This window comes from Pseudomonas sp. KH_040, from assembly GCF_057839305.1.
The window spans coordinates 2,324,240-2,337,965 of sequence record NZ_CM174487.1 but is presented as its reverse complement, the minus strand read 5'-3'; the positions used below and the strand labels follow the sequence as shown (position 1 = coordinate 2,337,965).

Here is a 13,726-nt window from a genome sequence, read left to right as displayed (position 1 = left end):
CTAGCGAAATTGCGCGAGGAACCGCAAGTCGTTGTCGAAGAACAGACGCAAGTCGTTCACGCCGTAACGGAGCATGGCCAGACGCTCGACGCCCATGCCGAAAGCAAAGCCGGAGAACTCTTCCGGGTCGATGCCGGACATGCGCAGCACGTTGGGGTGAACCATGCCGCAGCCCATCACTTCCAGCCAGCCGGTTTGCTTGCAGACACGGCAGCCTTTACCGCTGCACATCACGCATTCCATGTCGACTTCAGCGGATGGTTCGGTGAACGGGAAGTACGAAGGACGGAAACGTACGGCCAGCTCTTTTTCGAAGAACACCCGCAGGAATTCTTCGATGGTGCCTTTGAGATCGGCAAAATTGATGTCGCGATCAACCAGCAGGCCTTCGACCTGGTGGAACATCGGCGAGTGAGTGATATCGGAGTCGCTGCGATACACGCGGCCTGGGCAGACGATGCGGATCGGCGGCTGCTTCGATTCCATGGTGCGGACCTGTACCGGCGAGGTATGGGTGCGCAGCAGCATGTTGGCATTGAAATAGAAGGTGTCATGCATCGACCGGGCCGGGTGATGGCCTGGGATGTTGAGCGCTTCAAAGTTGTGATAGTCGTCTTCGACCTCAGGGCCTTCGGCAATGCCGTAGCCGATGCGGGTAAAGAACTGTTCAACACGTTCCAGAGTCCGGGTCACCGGATGCAGACCACCGGAGGTCTGACCACGGCCCGGCAACGTCACGTCAATGGATTCGGCAGACAGTTTGGCAGCCAGTTCGGCTTCTTCAAACAGAGCCATGCGCGCATTGAGAACGCCTGTAACACGTTCCTTGGCAACGTTGATCAGCGCACCGACTTGCGGACGCTCTTCTGCCGGCAAATTCCCCAGGGTCTTCATCACCTGAGTCAATTCACCCTTTTTGCCAAGGTATTGAACCCGGATTTGCTCCAGGGCATTGATATCTTCAGCGCTTTGCACAGCCTCTAGTGCTTGAGAGACCAGCGCATCCAGGTTTTCCATGTACAGACTCCAGATACAAAATAGGGGAAGAGCTTGAAGGCTCTTCCCCTATTTAAGACGTTTACCACCTGGCCCCACGGAAGTGAGGCCGGGTGATTGTCGGGGGTACTTAAGCCAAGGTGGCTTTAGCTTTCTCGACAATCGCAGCAAACACCGCTTTTTCGTTCACTGCCAGATCAGCCAGAACCTTACGGTCGATCTCGATGGACGCTTTTTTCAGGCCAGCGATGAAACGGCTGTAGGACAGACCGTTAACACGAGCACCAGCGTTGATACGAGCGATCCACAGAGCGCGGAACTGACGTTTTTTCTGACGACGGTCACGGTAGGCGTATTGGCCTGCCTTGATTACCGCTTGCTTGGCAACACGGAATACGCGGGAGCGTGCGCCGTAGTAGCCTTTAGCAAGTTTCAGAATTTTTTTGTGACGCTTACGGGCAATGACGCCACGCTTTACACGAGCCATGAGTTACTTCCTCTATTCTTGACTAAAATTAACGAAGGCGCAGCATGCGCTCGACTTTTGCCACGTCAGACGGATGCAGCAAGCTGCTACCGCGCAGTTGACGCTTACGCTTGGTCGACATTTTAGTCAGGATGTGGCTCTTGAAAGCGTGCTTGTGCTTGATACCGTTAGCAGTTTTCAGAAACCGCTTAGCAGCACCACTTTTGGTTTTCATTTTTGGCATGTTCGGATACTCCGCATTCAGTTGATAAACATAATCAGAAGGCCTGCCGTGCCCTGTTGATTACTTCTTCTTTTTCGGGGCGATGACCATGATCAGCTGGCGTCCTTCCATCTTAGGATGCTGTTCGACCGAACCGTACTCGAGCAGGTCAGCTTCAACCCGCTTGAGGAGTTCCATCCCCAGCTCCTGGTGGGCCATCTCACGGCCGCGGAATCGCAAGGATACCTTGGCCCTGTCCCCATCACTCAGGAAACGTACCAGGTTGCGCAGTTTTACCTGGTAATCCCCTTCCTCCGTCCCTGGACGAAACTTGATTTCTTTTACCTGAATCTGCTTCTGGTTCTTCTTCGCCGCGGCAACCTGCTTCTTCTTTTCGAAGATCGATTTGCCGTAATCCATCACACGGCAAACCGGTGGGATTGCGTCTGCGGAGATTTCCACCAGATCAAGCTTTGCTTCTTCAGCAATACGAAGCGCTTCATCAATCGAGACGATGCCAATCTGCTCGCCATCAGCGCCAATTAACCGAACCTCGCGTGCCGAGATATTCTCGTTGATCGGGGCTTTCGGTGCAGCTCGTTTATCTTGTCTCATTTCACGCTTAATAATAATTACTCCGAATCTGGGCGACCACGCCGGGAAACCGCTTGCGCGAGAAACTCAGCGAACTGGGCGACGGGCATCGAGCCCAGGTCAGCACCTTCACGAGTACGCACAGCGACAGTCTGCATCTCGACTTCCTTATCTCCGATAACCAAAAGATAGGGAACCTTGAGCAAAGTATGCTCGCGGATTTTAAAGCCGATCTTTTCATTTCTCAAGTCGGACTTGGCACGAAATCCGCTTTCGTTGAGAGTTTTTTCAACTTCTGCAACAAAATCTGCCTGTTTATCAGTGATATTCATGATCACCGCCTGCGTTGGCGCGAGCCAGGCAGGGAACGCACCTTCGTAGTGCTCGATCAGAATCCCGACGAAACGCTCGAAGGAACCGAGGATCGCACGGTGCAACATCACTGGGTGTTTGCGGCTGTTGTCTTCAGAGACGTATTCAGCGCCCAAACGGACAGGCAGGTTAAAATCGAGCTGCAGAGTACCACATTGCCAGACGCGGCCGAGGCAGTCTTTCAGCGAGAATTCGATCTTCGGACCGTAGAATGCACCCTCACCCGGCTGCAGATCGTACGGCAGGCCCGCAGAATCAAGGGCTGCAGCCAGTGCGGCTTCAGCGCGATCCCACAGTTCGTCGGAACCGACGCGTTTTTCCGGACGAGTGGACAGTTTCATCTCGACATCGGTAAAGCCGAAGTCACGATAAACGTCCATGGTCAGCTTGATGAACGCTGCGGATTCGGCCTGCATCTGCTCTTCAGTGCAGAAGATGTGGGCGTCGTCCTGAGTGAACGCACGTACGCGCATGATGCCGTGCAGCGCACCCGATGGCTCGTTACGGTGGCAGGCACCGAACTCGGCCAGACGCATCGGCAGTTCGCGGTAGCTCTTCAGGCCTTGGTTGAACACCTGCACGTGGCATGGGCAGTTCATTGGCTTGATGGCGTAGTCGCGGTTTTCCGACTGGGTGGTGAACATGTTGTCGGCGTAGTTGGCCCAGTGCCCGGATTTCTCCCACAGGCTGCGGTCAACGACTTGAGGAGTCTTGATTTCAAGGTAGCCGTTATCGCGCTGGATCTTGCGCATGTATTGCTCGAGCACCTGGTACAGAGTCCAGCCGTTCGGGTGCCAGAACACCATGCCCGGGGATTCTTCCTGGGTGTGGAACAGGCCCAGACGCTTGCCGATCTTGCGGTGATCGCGCTTTTCAGCTTCTTCAATGCGCTGGATGTAAGCCGCCAGCTGCTTTTTGTCTGCCCAAGCGGTGCCGTAAACGCGCTGCAATTGCTCGTTCTTGGCGTCGCCGCGCCAGTAGGCACCGGACAATTTGGTCAGCTTGAAGGATTTCAGGAAGCGGGTGTTCGGCACGTGCGGACCGCGACACATATCGACGTATTCTTCGTGATAGTACAGGCCCATGGCCTGCTCGTTCGGCATGTCCTCGACCAGGCGCAACTTGTAGTCTTCGCCACGGGCCTTGAACACTTCGATCACTTCAGCACGCGGAGTGACTTTCTTGATGACGTCGTAATCTTTCTCGATCAGCTGCTGCATGCGCTGCTCGATAGCAGCCATGTCGTCCGGCGTGAAAGGACGCTCGAAGGCGATATCGTAATAGAAGCCTTCGTCGATGACCGGCCCGATGACCATCTTCGCAGTCGGGTACAACTGCTTGACCGCGTGGCCAACCAGGTGGGCGCAAGAGTGACGAATGATCTCCAGCCCCTCTTCATCCTTTGGCGTGATGATTTGCAGGGTCGCGTCGCTGCTGATGATGTCGCTGGCGTCGACCAGTTGGCCATTGACCTTGCCGGCCAGAGTGGCTTTGGCCAGACCGGCACCAATGGATGCGGCGACCTCGGCTACGGAAACCGGGTGATCGAATGAACGTTGACTGCCGTCGGGAAGAGTAATAGTTGGCATGGCGCCTCCTCTCCTAGTGGTGACCCCTACCAAAGGTCACGTGGGTTGGGATGAGCCAGTACAAGATCCGATCCAGGCCATTCAATGACGAACGCCTGCCTTACAGCGGCAGGAGCCTTGCGGCCAACCGGAAAACCGAACCAGAGTGACTGGGATTCAAATCGAAATATTCGCACGTTGACCGCTGCCGGGACTGAAGGTCTGCCGGAGCCTGAGAACGCTTGAGCCCGGCATGCTAGCACAGATGAGCGGTCACTTATGCCTCTGTTTTGCCAGAAGGCAAATCGTCCGTTTTTATGCCAGAGTGCTGAACTTGATGGCCCCTTCAGCCCTCAGATAACAAGACATTGACCCACAAGGAGCATCCTCGCATGCGTCTGAATACCCTGTTCGCCGTCGTCGCCCCTATCGTTATGCTGCTACCGCTGAGCGCCCACGCCGACTGGCCGAAGGGCGAGCGTGAGAAGTACATGGCGCAGTGCACCCAAGCGGCAACTCCGCAAATTGGCGCTGCTGCAGCCAAATCGCACTGTGCTTGTGGTGCTGATGCCATCAAGTCCTATCCTGCCGCCGACATTCAGGCGCTGATGGACAATAAGGCCTCCCCAGAACTGCAGCAAAAAGCACTGGGTCAAATTGCCAAATGCAAGGCAAATACACCGGCGAAAAAGTGATCAAAACACCTTTCTGACCCGGCTCAGCGCCCCTGAAACGGGCTGATTTTGAGCCTTTTCAGACGATTTATGCAGGTTTTACAGGTTTTTTTATTGTCTTTACGTTCTGCCAAAAGCCTTGTAAACCGGGGCTTTCAGCCGAATCAGGCAGTAAAGAAAACACGACTGATTGGCAAACAGCACGTCCGGGGGGCTACCAAAGCGAACATTTCGACTATGATACCCGGGTGTGCCCAGTTGGCCTGAGCAGCACAGTACTGAAAAATATATGTTTCTTGGAGATACACCATGTCTAATCGCCAAACCGGCACCGTTAAGTGGTTCAACGATGAAAAAGGCTTCGGCTTCATCACTCCTCAAGGTGGCGGTGACGACCTGTTCGTACACTTCAAAGCTATCGAATCCGACGGTTTCAAAAGCCTGAAAGAAGGCCAGACCGTCTCTTTCGTGGCTGAGAAAGGCCAAAAGGGTATGCAAGCTGCACAGGTTCGCCCAGAGTAATTTCTGCGCGCACTAAAAAAACCCCGTCCATGTGACGGGGTTTTTTATGCCTGCAACAAAAGCCTTCGCTGATCAGCCGCAGTTGACGCGTGTGATCACCAGGTTGTTGTCGGTGTTCAGATTCAAGCGATCCGAGCGGTACTCGAGCGTGATCATGTCATTCGGCTTGAGGAAGCGGGCATTCTGCGCCCCGGCTTTGTTGCGCGCCTGCTCCAGCAGCTCTGGCGAAGCTTTCTTGCCAATGGCGAACTCCGCCGCCGTGGCTTCACAGCGGCTGTGACCGGCTTCGGTCGCCGCAGATTCCTTTGCCGACTCGCTGGAGGTCGTGCTGCAACCGGCCAACATGGCGGCGGCCATAAGTGCACCCAGTGTCGCGAACTTCAAAGGCATGAAGCCTCCTTGTTTTCAAAATGGTTAAGCTGAGATCGTGCGACCGCCATTCCGGCGTTTGGTTTCACGGCCAAGGCCATCACCCTGCCCCACGATTGGAAAAACGCCGAGTGTGCCTGAGCGGCATGCGTCTATTCATCAATCAATCGTGACTGAATATTAACGGCGCTCAGTAGACGTCGATGTAGTCATACGGTGGATTCGGCCAGTTGTCCTTCAGCGCGTTGAAAATCTGCATCACCCACACCTCATCACTGGCCGCGACATTGCCCACATACCCTGAACCCTTGGCCCAGGTTTCCAGGCGAAACAGCAAACCGTCGATATCCTGCCCACCGGTAACGTCGGAAGAAATGTAAGCGATACCGCCCTTGGTCACGCGCAGTTGCGTGTGTTCGTCATCGCTGGCCGAAGCGAGCAACTGGCGCACCGCATCGAGCGTGAGGCCGTCAGGGGTATTCAAATCGATCTGCACAGAACGGTCCTTGGAAAGCCTTGAAATACCAAGTGTCGCATAGCGCTCCGTTCATGCCTAAGTCGCAGTGCCAAATGCCCGACAAAATGGTTAACTCGAATCCATGATCTTCCGACTTTTCGAGCGCTCTCATGACAACCATCAGCATCGACGCCGCCATTAATGCCAAATGGACAGACGGACACAGCTCTTACAGCCCGGGAACCACCGAGGAGCTTGCGCTGATTGGTATCGATCTATTGGTCAAGGAGTTGGGCACTGAAGCGGCCAAGCACTTCATCAAGCAGATTTTCGAGCGTTACCCGACCGAACAGGTCGCGCATAAACACGCAGAGAAGGGATAAAACCCGCAGGCTGGCACCTGCGGGCGAATGATTTACTTCAGACGCTTCAGACGCTCGGTCAGCAAGTCAAAGAAACCCTGAGCATCGCCATTTTCAACCCAAAAGGCGTTCTTGGGTGCCTTCAGGCCGTCGTACCAATCAACAATGGTCTGGCCGAAAGTCGGCCCTTCGCGGCTATCAACAACTACATTCACCGAACGGCCGGTGAACAGCTCCGGCTTGAGCAAGTAAGCCACGACCGTCGCGTCATGCACCGGGCCACCTGGAATACCGTAGTGCTCCATGTCGCCTTTGATGTACTCATTGAGAATGTCGCCGACAATCTTGCTGGCGTTGTTGTTCAGCGCAGCGATCTGTTTCAGGCGCGCGTCACTGGTGAGGATCTTGTGCGTCACGTCCAGCGGCAGGTAAGTCAGTTTCACGCCGCTTTTCAGCACGACTTCAGCCGCTTGCGGGTCAGCAAACAGGTTGAATTCGGCCACCGGAGTGATGTTGCCGCCATTGAAGTGCGCACCGCCCATGATCACCACTTCCTTGATGCCCTGAACGATTTCAGGCTCCTGGATCAGCGCCAGCGCCAGGTTGGTCTGCGGTCCGAGCATGGCGATGGTGATGCTGTGCGGCTTGGCTTTTTTCAGGGTATCGATCAGATAGTTGACGGCATTACCTTCAGCCAGACCCTTTTTCGGTTCGTGCACGGTGACACCCGACAGGCCTTCCTTGCCATGGATGTTCTCGGCGTAGATAGGGGTGCGCATCAGCGGCTTCGGCGCACCGGCATAAACCGGTACATCTTCGCGCCCTGCCCACTCGCGAGCCAGTCGTGCGTTACGCGACGTCTTGTCGAGGCGCACATTGCCGGCCACGGTGGTCAGCGCGCGAATGTTCAGCTCGTCCGGCGAAGCCAGGGCGAACAGCAAGGCAACCACATCATCGGCACCCGGGTCGGTGTCGATAATCAGGTCGATTTTCTCCGCCGCCTGGGCGCCGGTGGCAGTGATTACGGACAAAAGCAGAAAGCTCCGGATGAATTGATGCAGTTTCTGAGCATAGCGTTGCATGGCGCATTCCTTGTGCATGTGGAATCGAAAAATCAGAACGTAACTCCGGCGACCAGCACGATATTGCAGTACGGCTGGCATTCGCCTGTACGAACAATCGCCCGAGCCTGTCGGCTGAGAACCTTGAATTGCTCGTGACTGAGCAGATCACGACGACCGAGAGCACCTTCTTCATTCAACGCATCCAGCGTATTCAACGCGGTCGGCTGTTTGTCGAAGATTTCCTTGGCCAGTGCATGGCTTTCCACCTGCATCTCGCTGAGCACGACTTTCAGGGTGCTGACGAAATCCGGTACGCCATGGGTCAGCGCCAGATCAATCAGCTCGACACCAGGCGGCACCGGCAACCCGGCGTCACCAATGACCACCATGTCGCCGTGGCCCAGAGAAGCAATCAGCCGCGACAATGCGACGTTGAGCAGAGGAGTCTTTTTCATGCGGGTTTAAACGCCTGTACGTCGGACTGGGTTGGAATTGACGGTTGCGCACCGGCGCGGGTTACCGACAGCGCGGCGGCAATCTGTCCGTAGCGAATCGCCTCGGCCTCGGACTTGCCATTGGCCAGCGCCGCCGCAAAACCACCGACAAAAGTGTCTCCGGCGGCAGTGGTGTCGACAGCCTTCACTTTCGGTGCCGGGAAATGCTCAAAGCGTTGGCCATCGGCAAACAGCGAACCTTGAGCACCGAGCGTAATGATGACTTTGCCCGCCCCCATGGCGATCAACTGGCTGGCGGCACTTTCTGCGCTTTCCAGCGAGTCCACCGATAATCCGCTCAACACGGTCGCTTCGCTCTCGTTGGGGATCAGGTAGTCGATCGCGGTAAACCAGTCTGCCGGCAGTGGACGACTGGCTGGCGCCGGATTAAGGATGACAACTTTACCCAGCGCGCGCGCACGTTTGAGCGCATGCCCCACTGTCGCATCCGGAATTTCGAGCTGGCAGATGATCACGTCGGCGGCCTGCAGCACCGCATCAAAACGGTCGATCACTGCGGGCGTCATGGCGCCATTGGCGCCGGCGACAATGACAATGGCGTTCTGACTGTTGTCATCGACCACGATCAACGCCACACCACTGGAATCATCGACAGTGCTGACGGCCCGGCAATCGATCTGCTCGACCAGCAGGGCATCACGCAATTGCACGCCATAGTCGTCATTGCCAACGCAACCGACCATCGCGACCTGAGCACCCAAACGCGCCGCCGCCACCGCCTGATTGGCACCCTTGCCGCCGGAAACCGTGGCAAACGAATGACCGATCAGCGTTTCACCGCCGACGGGCAGCCGCGGCGCCCGGGTCACCAGATCCATGTTCAGGCTGCCTATTACCACTACATTTGCTGGCATACATCATTACTCGTCAATTCGGTTTCAGCGATATTCGGTGAACACGCCGGACAACGGTGCGGTCGATTCGCGCAAAACAATACTCGGGGTCACGATCCGCTGATCAGTGCCCAGATTCGGCGTAGCGATCCTTCGCAGCAGTACTTCGGCCGCCATCTCGCCCAACTGCAGGATCGATTGCCCCACAGTGGTGAGTGCCGGATACACGTAACGACTCATCTGGATATCGTCGAAACCGATCACCGACAACTCGCTCGGCACACGAACATTGCGCTCTGCCGCGGCGCGCAGCACGCCGATACCGATCATGTCGTTACCGGCAAAGATTGCGCTGGGCGGGTTACCCTCAAGCAGAATCGCCGCTGCACTGTATCCACCCGTACTGGTGAAATCACTTTCCAGCATGCGCTCCGGGCGGACTTCAACGCCCGCCTCTTTCAGCGCTCGGCAATATCCGGCCAGACGCATCTGCGCCACACTGGTACTCGCCGGACCGCCAATGGTGGCGATGTCGCGATGCCCCAATTCCAGTAAATGCCGGGTCGCGAGGTAAGCGCCGTATTCATGGTCGATACGCACCAGATCGGCATCGACACCGTCCAGACCACGGTCGACGATGACCATCGGCGTTTTCACCCCGGCCAGCCCCTGCGCCAGTCCGCTGTCACCGCCAGCGGAAGCGACGATCAAACCGTCGATGCGCTTCTCCAGCAACACACGCAAATAGCTGCGCTGCTTTTCGGGATTGTCGTCGGAGTTACAGAGGATCACGCAGTAGCCGTTACGCTCGCAGTAATCCTCAATGCCCCGCGCCAGTTCCGCAAAGTACGGGTTGAGACTGTTCGGCACCAGCAGGCCAATGGTTGCAGTGGTCTTGGCCTTCAGCGAGCGCGCTACCGCACTCGGCACATAGTCGAGGCTCTTGATCGCCGCCTCGACTTTCAGCCGCACCTCCTGACTGACCGGCCGGGTGTTGTTCACCACATGCGACACCGTCGTGTAGGAAATTCCCGCGAGGGCTGCCACATCCTTGATCGTTGCCATGTTTTAGCCCCGGCGACTGGCGCGCTGACTGCGATAAGTGTCGAGCACCACCGCGATCACAATCACCGCACCGGTGATGATACGTTTGGTCGGCTCGGTCGCGCCGATCTGCGCCAGACCCGCCGCCAGCACGGAGATGATCAACACACCAAAGAACGTGCTGATCACCGAGCCGCGCCCACCCATCAAACTGGTACCGCCAATGACCACAGCAGCGATCACTTGCAGCTCCAGACCGGAACCGGCGTTCGGGTCAGCGGCTTCCAGACGGGAAATCTGAAACAGCGCGGCGATACCGGCCAGCAGGCCCATCAAGCTGAACACCAGAATCTTGTAGGGTTTCGGATTGATCCCCGCCAGACGCACCGCCTCTTCGTTGGTGCCGATGCCGATCAGGTAGCGACCGAATACGGTGCGGGTCAAAACCGCTTGAGCAATGATGATCACCAGCAAGGCAATGATGAACGACGGCGAGATGCCGAACGCGATCGGGTTCGACAGCCAGGCGAACGAATCACCGATGTACGCGGTGCGCGATCCGGTCATCTGATACGCCAGACCCCGAGCCATTTCCAGCACACCCAGAGAGACGATGAACGATGGAATCCGCCACGCAACAGTAATCGAACCGGTGACGGTACCGGCCAGTGCCGCCACCGCCATGCCGAGCAATGCCGAGGGCAAAACGCCCCAGCCCCAGCCGAGAATCGCGACGCTGACGGTCGAAGCGGCCAATGCGAGCACCGAGCCCACCGACAGGTCGATGCCGCCGATGATCAACACGAAAGTCATGCCGACCGCCAGCACCATCAGGTCAGGAATCTGGTTGGCCAGGGTGCTGAAGGTGTTATAGGACAAAAAGTGGCTGCTCAAGACCGAGAACAGCGCAATCATCGCCAGCAAGGCACCGGCCAGGCCCAGATAAGTGCCCAGACCATAGAAGTTGCCACTACGTTTGCCGGCAGGAGATGCAGTTTTCATGGGAGATCCCTAGGCGCCGCTTCGTTGAGCAACGCATCACGTTTTTGGTAGCCGGCGAACGCGGCGGCAAGCAAGTCATCCTGGGTCCAGCTGTCACGCTCGAAAGTGTCAATCAGCCGCCCGGCGGACAGCACGCCGATCCGGTCGCAGATCAGCATCAGCTCACGCAGGTCACTGGACACCACCACCAGCGCTTTGCCCTGGCGCGTCAGTTCGCCGAGCAGGGCATAAATGTCAAACTTGGCGCCGACGTCGATGCCACGGGTCGGTTCGTCGAACAGCAGCACTGAACAGTCGCGCTCCAGCCAGCGGCCGATCACGACCTTTTGCTGGTTGCCACCGGACAACTCTGAAACTAATTGTGTCGGGCTCGAGCTGCGGACGCGCATGGCGTCGATCTGACGCTGCGCCAGAGCGATCTCGTCGCCGTTGTTGACGACACCGCCACTGGAAATTTCCGGCATGTTGCCGAGTGCGATGTTGGCACTGATCGACTGACTGAGCAGCAGGCCTTCACCCTTGCGGTCTTCGGTAATCAACGCGATACCGTTGCGCACCGCATCGACCGGCGAGCGCACACTGACCACTTTGGCCGGGGAGCCGAGCGCGATGGTGCCGCTGTCGGCAACGTCCGCACCAAAAATCAGGCGCAGCAGTTCTGTGCGCCCTGCCCCGATCAGTCCGGAAATCCCGAAGATCTCGCCGGCACGCACTTCGAACGAGACATCGCGCACTTTGTCAGAGCGAGTCAAACCCGTGACAGTCAGCGCCGGAGCACCGATCTTGCGCGGGCCCATGTCGATGTGCTCGCCCAGTTCGCGACCGACCATCAGCGTGACCAGTTGCTCGCTGTTGTAATTGGCCATCGGCTCGACGCAGACCAGATTGCCGTCACGCAGCACGGCAATCCGTTGCGCGACGCGGGCCAGTTCTTCGAGACGGTGGGAAATGTAGATGATCGAGACGCCGCGTGCCTGCAAGCGGGTGATCTGCTCAAAGAGCATTTCGACTTCACGTGCGGTCAGCATCGCGGTCGGCTCATCGAGAATCAGCACGTGGCAATCGCCGATCAGGTTACGGGCGATTTCGACCATCTGCTGATGCCCGATACCCAACTCGCCAACCAGCGTATCCGGATCGATCGCGTCGAGACCGACCTGCGCCATGGCTTCGATCGCGGCTTTGCGCAACTGCTTGCGGCTGATCCAGCCGCCGTTGCTTGGCAGGTTGTCGAGAAACAGGTTCTCCGCCACCGACAGGGTCGGCAACAGATTGAGTTCTTGCATGACCATACGCACGCCGAGCTCTTCAGCCTGGGTACGGCTGCCCGGACGATAGTCCTTGCCGTGGAATTGCATCTGGCCGGTGGTCGGTGTGACCAGTCCGCCAATGATTTTCGACAGGGTACTTTTGCCGGCGCCATTCTCGCCGGTCAGCGCCAGCACTTCACCGCGCATCAGCGTCAAGTCGATGCCGGTAAGCACCGGTTGCGCATAGGTCTTACCGATACCGCTGACCGAGAGGACAGCGTTCGGGGCGGAAACTGACATAAAAACTCTCCATGCGCTCGCCCGGACGGACGAGCGCCGTTGTGTCGCCAGAAGACTTACTGGGTGACCAGCTCGACCGGTGTTTCGATCACACCATTGGCGCCGCTGTCGACTTTCTCGCCCTTGATGATTTTCAACGCGGTTTCGATACCGAACACAGCTTGCTTGGCAGCGAACTGGTCAGCGGTGGCCAGCACGCGGCCATCTTTCAACATCGGCTTGATGGCATTGATGTTGTCGTAACCGACGACCTTCACCTGCCCAGCCTTGCCGGCGGCACGCACAGCAGAGACAGCGCCTACTGCCATGCTGTCGTTGCCGGCCAGCAGCGCTTTGACGTCCGGGTATTCGCTGAGAATCGAAGCGGCAACCTTGTTGCCTTTGTCGATTTCCCAATCACCGGATTGCAGGGAAACGATCTTGATCTGTGCAGCGTCCATCGCATCCTTGAAGCCAGCGGTGCGCTGCTGGGCGTTGGTGGTGGTGGACACACCTTCAATGATGCCGACTTCGTCACCGGCCTTGAGCTGCTTGGCCAGATATTCACCGACCAGACGCGCACCTTTGCGGTTGTCCGGACCTACGAAGGGCACGCTGATGTTTTTGCTTTTGACGATGGCCGGATCGAGCTGGTTGTCGATGTTGATCACGGTGATGCCGGCATCGACGGCTTTCTTGATCACCGGCACCATGGCTTTGGAGTCAGATGGGGCGATAACCAGCGCGTTGACCTTGGCCAGGATCATCTGCTCGACGATGCGAGTCTGGCCGGCAGTATCCGTTTCGTCCTTGATACCGTTGGAGATCAGGTCGAAATCGGCGGAGTGTTCTTTCTGGTAGGCCTTGGCGCCATCTTCCATGGTCAGGAAGAATTCGTTGGCCAGTGACTTCATGACCAGCGCGACTTTGGGTTTCTCGGCAGATTCGGCGAATGCCGAAGAGACAGGTAGTGCGGCGGCTGTGGCAGCCAGCATAGCGACAGCAAGAAGACGTCCAGCGAATGGCAGCTTCATGGGTTCACTCCGATCTTATGATTATTGTGAGCAACGCTTGCGCTGACGTAAGCTACATGGCTTTCTTGCGGGCCATACAGCGCCGTGAAAGCCGCGCAAACG

General features: G+C 57.2%; 17 protein-coding genes. 3 read left to right on the top strand and 14 right to left on the bottom strand.

The annotated features are described in order from the left end of the window. The 5 genes from pheS to thrS form a co-directional block, all read right to left on the bottom strand. The gene (gene pheS / locus AC3IUF_RS10455; protein WP_003226365.1) at nucleotides 1-1,017 is read right to left on the bottom strand and encodes a phenylalanine--tRNA ligase subunit alpha; all 1,017 of its coding nucleotides are present in this window, start codon (nucleotides 1,015-1,017) and stop codon (nucleotides 1-3) included. A gap of 109 nt (nucleotides 1,018-1,126) precedes the next feature. Continuing rightward, complete coding sequence (gene rplT, locus AC3IUF_RS10450; protein WP_007913489.1) at nucleotides 1,127-1,483, bottom strand: 50S ribosomal protein L20; 357 nt, start codon at nucleotides 1,481-1,483, stop codon at nucleotides 1,127-1,129. Between the two features lie 28 nt (nucleotides 1,484-1,511). Beyond that, entirely contained in the window at nucleotides 1,512-1,706 is a 195-nt protein-coding gene (gene rpmI, locus AC3IUF_RS10445; protein WP_002553160.1) for a 50S ribosomal protein L35, read from the bottom strand. Nucleotides 1,707-1,766: 60 nt separating this feature from the next. Next, nucleotides 1,767-2,318: a translation initiation factor IF-3 gene (gene infC / locus AC3IUF_RS10440; RefSeq protein ID WP_171057393.1), complete on the bottom strand. Its 552-nt coding sequence runs from the start codon at nucleotides 2,316-2,318 to the stop codon at nucleotides 1,767-1,769. Beyond that, on the bottom strand, nucleotides 2,318-4,240 hold the full coding sequence (gene thrS / locus AC3IUF_RS10435) for a threonine--tRNA ligase (protein ID WP_007913488.1): 1,923 nt from the start codon (nucleotides 4,238-4,240) through the stop codon (nucleotides 2,318-2,320). The genes infC and thrS overlap by 1 nt, the downstream gene beginning before the upstream one ends. Nucleotides 4,241-4,611: 371 nt before the next feature. Between thrS and AC3IUF_RS10430 the strand changes: the two genes are divergently transcribed. Both AC3IUF_RS10430 and AC3IUF_RS10425 read left to right on the top strand, forming a co-directional pair. Beyond that, nucleotides 4,612-4,914: a hypothetical protein gene (locus AC3IUF_RS10430; RefSeq protein WP_095111728.1), complete on the top strand. Its 303-nt coding sequence runs from the start codon at nucleotides 4,612-4,614 to the stop codon at nucleotides 4,912-4,914. A gap of 288 nt (nucleotides 4,915-5,202) precedes the next feature. Continuing rightward, nucleotides 5,203-5,415 carry a cold-shock protein gene (locus AC3IUF_RS10425; RefSeq protein WP_003179963.1) on the top strand — a complete coding sequence of 71 codons (213 nt, stop codon included), beginning with the start codon at nucleotides 5,203-5,205 and terminating at the stop codon, nucleotides 5,413-5,415. A gap of 72 nt (nucleotides 5,416-5,487) precedes the next feature. Here the strand turns inward: AC3IUF_RS10425 and AC3IUF_RS10420 are convergent, their stop codons facing one another. Both AC3IUF_RS10420 and AC3IUF_RS10415 read right to left on the bottom strand, forming a co-directional pair. Next, the gene (locus AC3IUF_RS10420) at nucleotides 5,488-5,805 is read right to left on the bottom strand and encodes an I78 family peptidase inhibitor (RefSeq protein ID WP_007913486.1); all 318 of its coding nucleotides are present in this window, start codon (nucleotides 5,803-5,805) and stop codon (nucleotides 5,488-5,490) included. 169 nt (nucleotides 5,806-5,974) lie between these two features. Next, nucleotides 5,975-6,280 carry a hypothetical protein gene (locus tag AC3IUF_RS10415; protein WP_489280974.1) on the bottom strand — a complete coding sequence of 102 codons (306 nt, stop codon included), beginning with the start codon at nucleotides 6,278-6,280 and terminating at the stop codon, nucleotides 5,975-5,977. A 131-nt stretch (nucleotides 6,281-6,411) separates the two neighbouring features. Between AC3IUF_RS10415 and AC3IUF_RS10410 the strand changes: the two genes are divergently transcribed. Beyond that, nucleotides 6,412-6,624: a hypothetical protein gene (locus AC3IUF_RS10410; protein WP_007913484.1), complete on the top strand. Its 213-nt coding sequence runs from the start codon at nucleotides 6,412-6,414 to the stop codon at nucleotides 6,622-6,624. Nucleotides 6,625-6,656: 32 nt separating this feature from the next. Here the strand turns inward: AC3IUF_RS10410 and AC3IUF_RS10405 are convergent, their stop codons facing one another. Genes AC3IUF_RS10405 through AC3IUF_RS10375 form a run of 7 tightly spaced genes read right to left on the bottom strand, consistent with a single transcriptional unit; the run spans nucleotide 6,657 to nucleotide 13,624 of the window. Then, a complete protein-coding gene (locus AC3IUF_RS10405; protein ID WP_007949847.1) occupies nucleotides 6,657-7,685 on the bottom strand; it encodes a nucleoside hydrolase in 1,029 nt (342 codons plus the stop codon). 32 nt (nucleotides 7,686-7,717) lie between these two features. Next, nucleotides 7,718-8,122, bottom strand: coding sequence for a D-ribose pyranase (rbsD, locus tag AC3IUF_RS10400; RefSeq protein WP_007913481.1), 405 nt, complete (start codon nucleotides 8,120-8,122; stop codon nucleotides 7,718-7,720). Beyond that, a complete protein-coding gene (gene rbsK, locus AC3IUF_RS10395) occupies nucleotides 8,119-9,036 on the bottom strand; it encodes a ribokinase (protein WP_447784451.1) in 918 nt (305 codons plus the stop codon). The genes rbsD and rbsK overlap by 4 nt, the downstream gene beginning before the upstream one ends. A 24-nt stretch (nucleotides 9,037-9,060) precedes the next feature. Continuing rightward, complete coding sequence (locus AC3IUF_RS10390; RefSeq protein ID WP_007913479.1) at nucleotides 9,061-10,080, bottom strand: LacI family DNA-binding transcriptional regulator; 1,020 nt, start codon at nucleotides 10,078-10,080, stop codon at nucleotides 9,061-9,063. Nucleotides 10,081-10,083: 3 nt separating this feature from the next. Beyond that, complete coding sequence (locus AC3IUF_RS10385; RefSeq protein ID WP_007913478.1) at nucleotides 10,084-11,061, bottom strand: ABC transporter permease; 978 nt, start codon at nucleotides 11,059-11,061, stop codon at nucleotides 10,084-10,086. Further along, nucleotides 11,058-12,611 carry a sugar ABC transporter ATP-binding protein gene (locus tag AC3IUF_RS10380; RefSeq protein ID WP_489280973.1) on the bottom strand — a complete coding sequence of 518 codons (1,554 nt, stop codon included), beginning with the start codon at nucleotides 12,609-12,611 and terminating at the stop codon, nucleotides 11,058-11,060. The genes AC3IUF_RS10385 and AC3IUF_RS10380 overlap by 4 nt, the downstream gene beginning before the upstream one ends. A 56-nt stretch (nucleotides 12,612-12,667) precedes the next feature. After that, nucleotides 12,668-13,624 carry a sugar ABC transporter substrate-binding protein gene (locus AC3IUF_RS10375; protein WP_007913476.1) on the bottom strand — a complete coding sequence of 319 codons (957 nt, stop codon included), beginning with the start codon at nucleotides 13,622-13,624 and terminating at the stop codon, nucleotides 12,668-12,670. Nucleotides 13,625-13,726: the final 102 nt, after the last annotated feature.

What these genes read in the sequence shown, in the direction of transcription:
- AC3IUF_RS10430 (WP_095111728.1), top strand. Translation starts at nt 4,612, where the DNA reads ATGCGTCTGAATACCCTGTTCGCCGTCGTCGCCCCTATCGTTATGCTG.
- AC3IUF_RS10390 (WP_007913479.1), bottom strand. Translation starts at nt 10,080, where the DNA reads ATGGCAACGATCAAGGATGTGGCAGCCCTCGCGGGAATTTCCTACACG.
- rbsK (WP_447784451.1), bottom strand. Translation starts at nt 9,036, where the DNA reads ATGCCAGCAAATGTAGTGGTAATAGGCAGCCTGAACATGGATCTGGTG.
- pheS (WP_003226365.1), bottom strand. Translation starts at nt 1,017, where the DNA reads ATGGAAAACCTGGATGCGCTGGTCTCTCAAGCACTAGAGGCTGTGCAA.
- AC3IUF_RS10380 (WP_489280973.1), bottom strand. Translation starts at nt 12,611, where the DNA reads ATGTCAGTTTCCGCCCCGAACGCTGTCCTCTCGGTCAGCGGTATCGGT.
- rbsD (WP_007913481.1), bottom strand. Translation starts at nt 8,122, where the DNA reads ATGAAAAAGACTCCTCTGCTCAACGTCGCATTGTCGCGGCTGATTGCT.
- AC3IUF_RS10385 (WP_007913478.1), bottom strand. Translation starts at nt 11,061, where the DNA reads ATGAAAACTGCATCTCCTGCCGGCAAACGTAGTGGCAACTTCTATGGT.
- AC3IUF_RS10405 (WP_007949847.1), bottom strand. Translation starts at nt 7,685, where the DNA reads ATGCAACGCTATGCTCAGAAACTGCATCAATTCATCCGGAGCTTTCTG.
- rplT (WP_007913489.1), bottom strand. Translation starts at nt 1,483, where the DNA reads ATGGCTCGTGTAAAGCGTGGCGTCATTGCCCGTAAGCGTCACAAAAAA.
- AC3IUF_RS10420 (WP_007913486.1), bottom strand. Translation starts at nt 5,805, where the DNA reads ATGCCTTTGAAGTTCGCGACACTGGGTGCACTTATGGCCGCCGCCATG.
- AC3IUF_RS10410 (WP_007913484.1), top strand. Translation starts at nt 6,412, where the DNA reads ATGACAACCATCAGCATCGACGCCGCCATTAATGCCAAATGGACAGAC.
- rpmI (WP_002553160.1), bottom strand. Translation starts at nt 1,706, where the DNA reads ATGCCAAAAATGAAAACCAAAAGTGGTGCTGCTAAGCGGTTTCTGAAA.
- thrS (WP_007913488.1), bottom strand. Translation starts at nt 4,240, where the DNA reads ATGCCAACTATTACTCTTCCCGACGGCAGTCAACGTTCATTCGATCAC.
- AC3IUF_RS10425 (WP_003179963.1), top strand. Translation starts at nt 5,203, where the DNA reads ATGTCTAATCGCCAAACCGGCACCGTTAAGTGGTTCAACGATGAAAAA.
- AC3IUF_RS10375 (WP_007913476.1), bottom strand. Translation starts at nt 13,624, where the DNA reads ATGAAGCTGCCATTCGCTGGACGTCTTCTTGCTGTCGCTATGCTGGCT.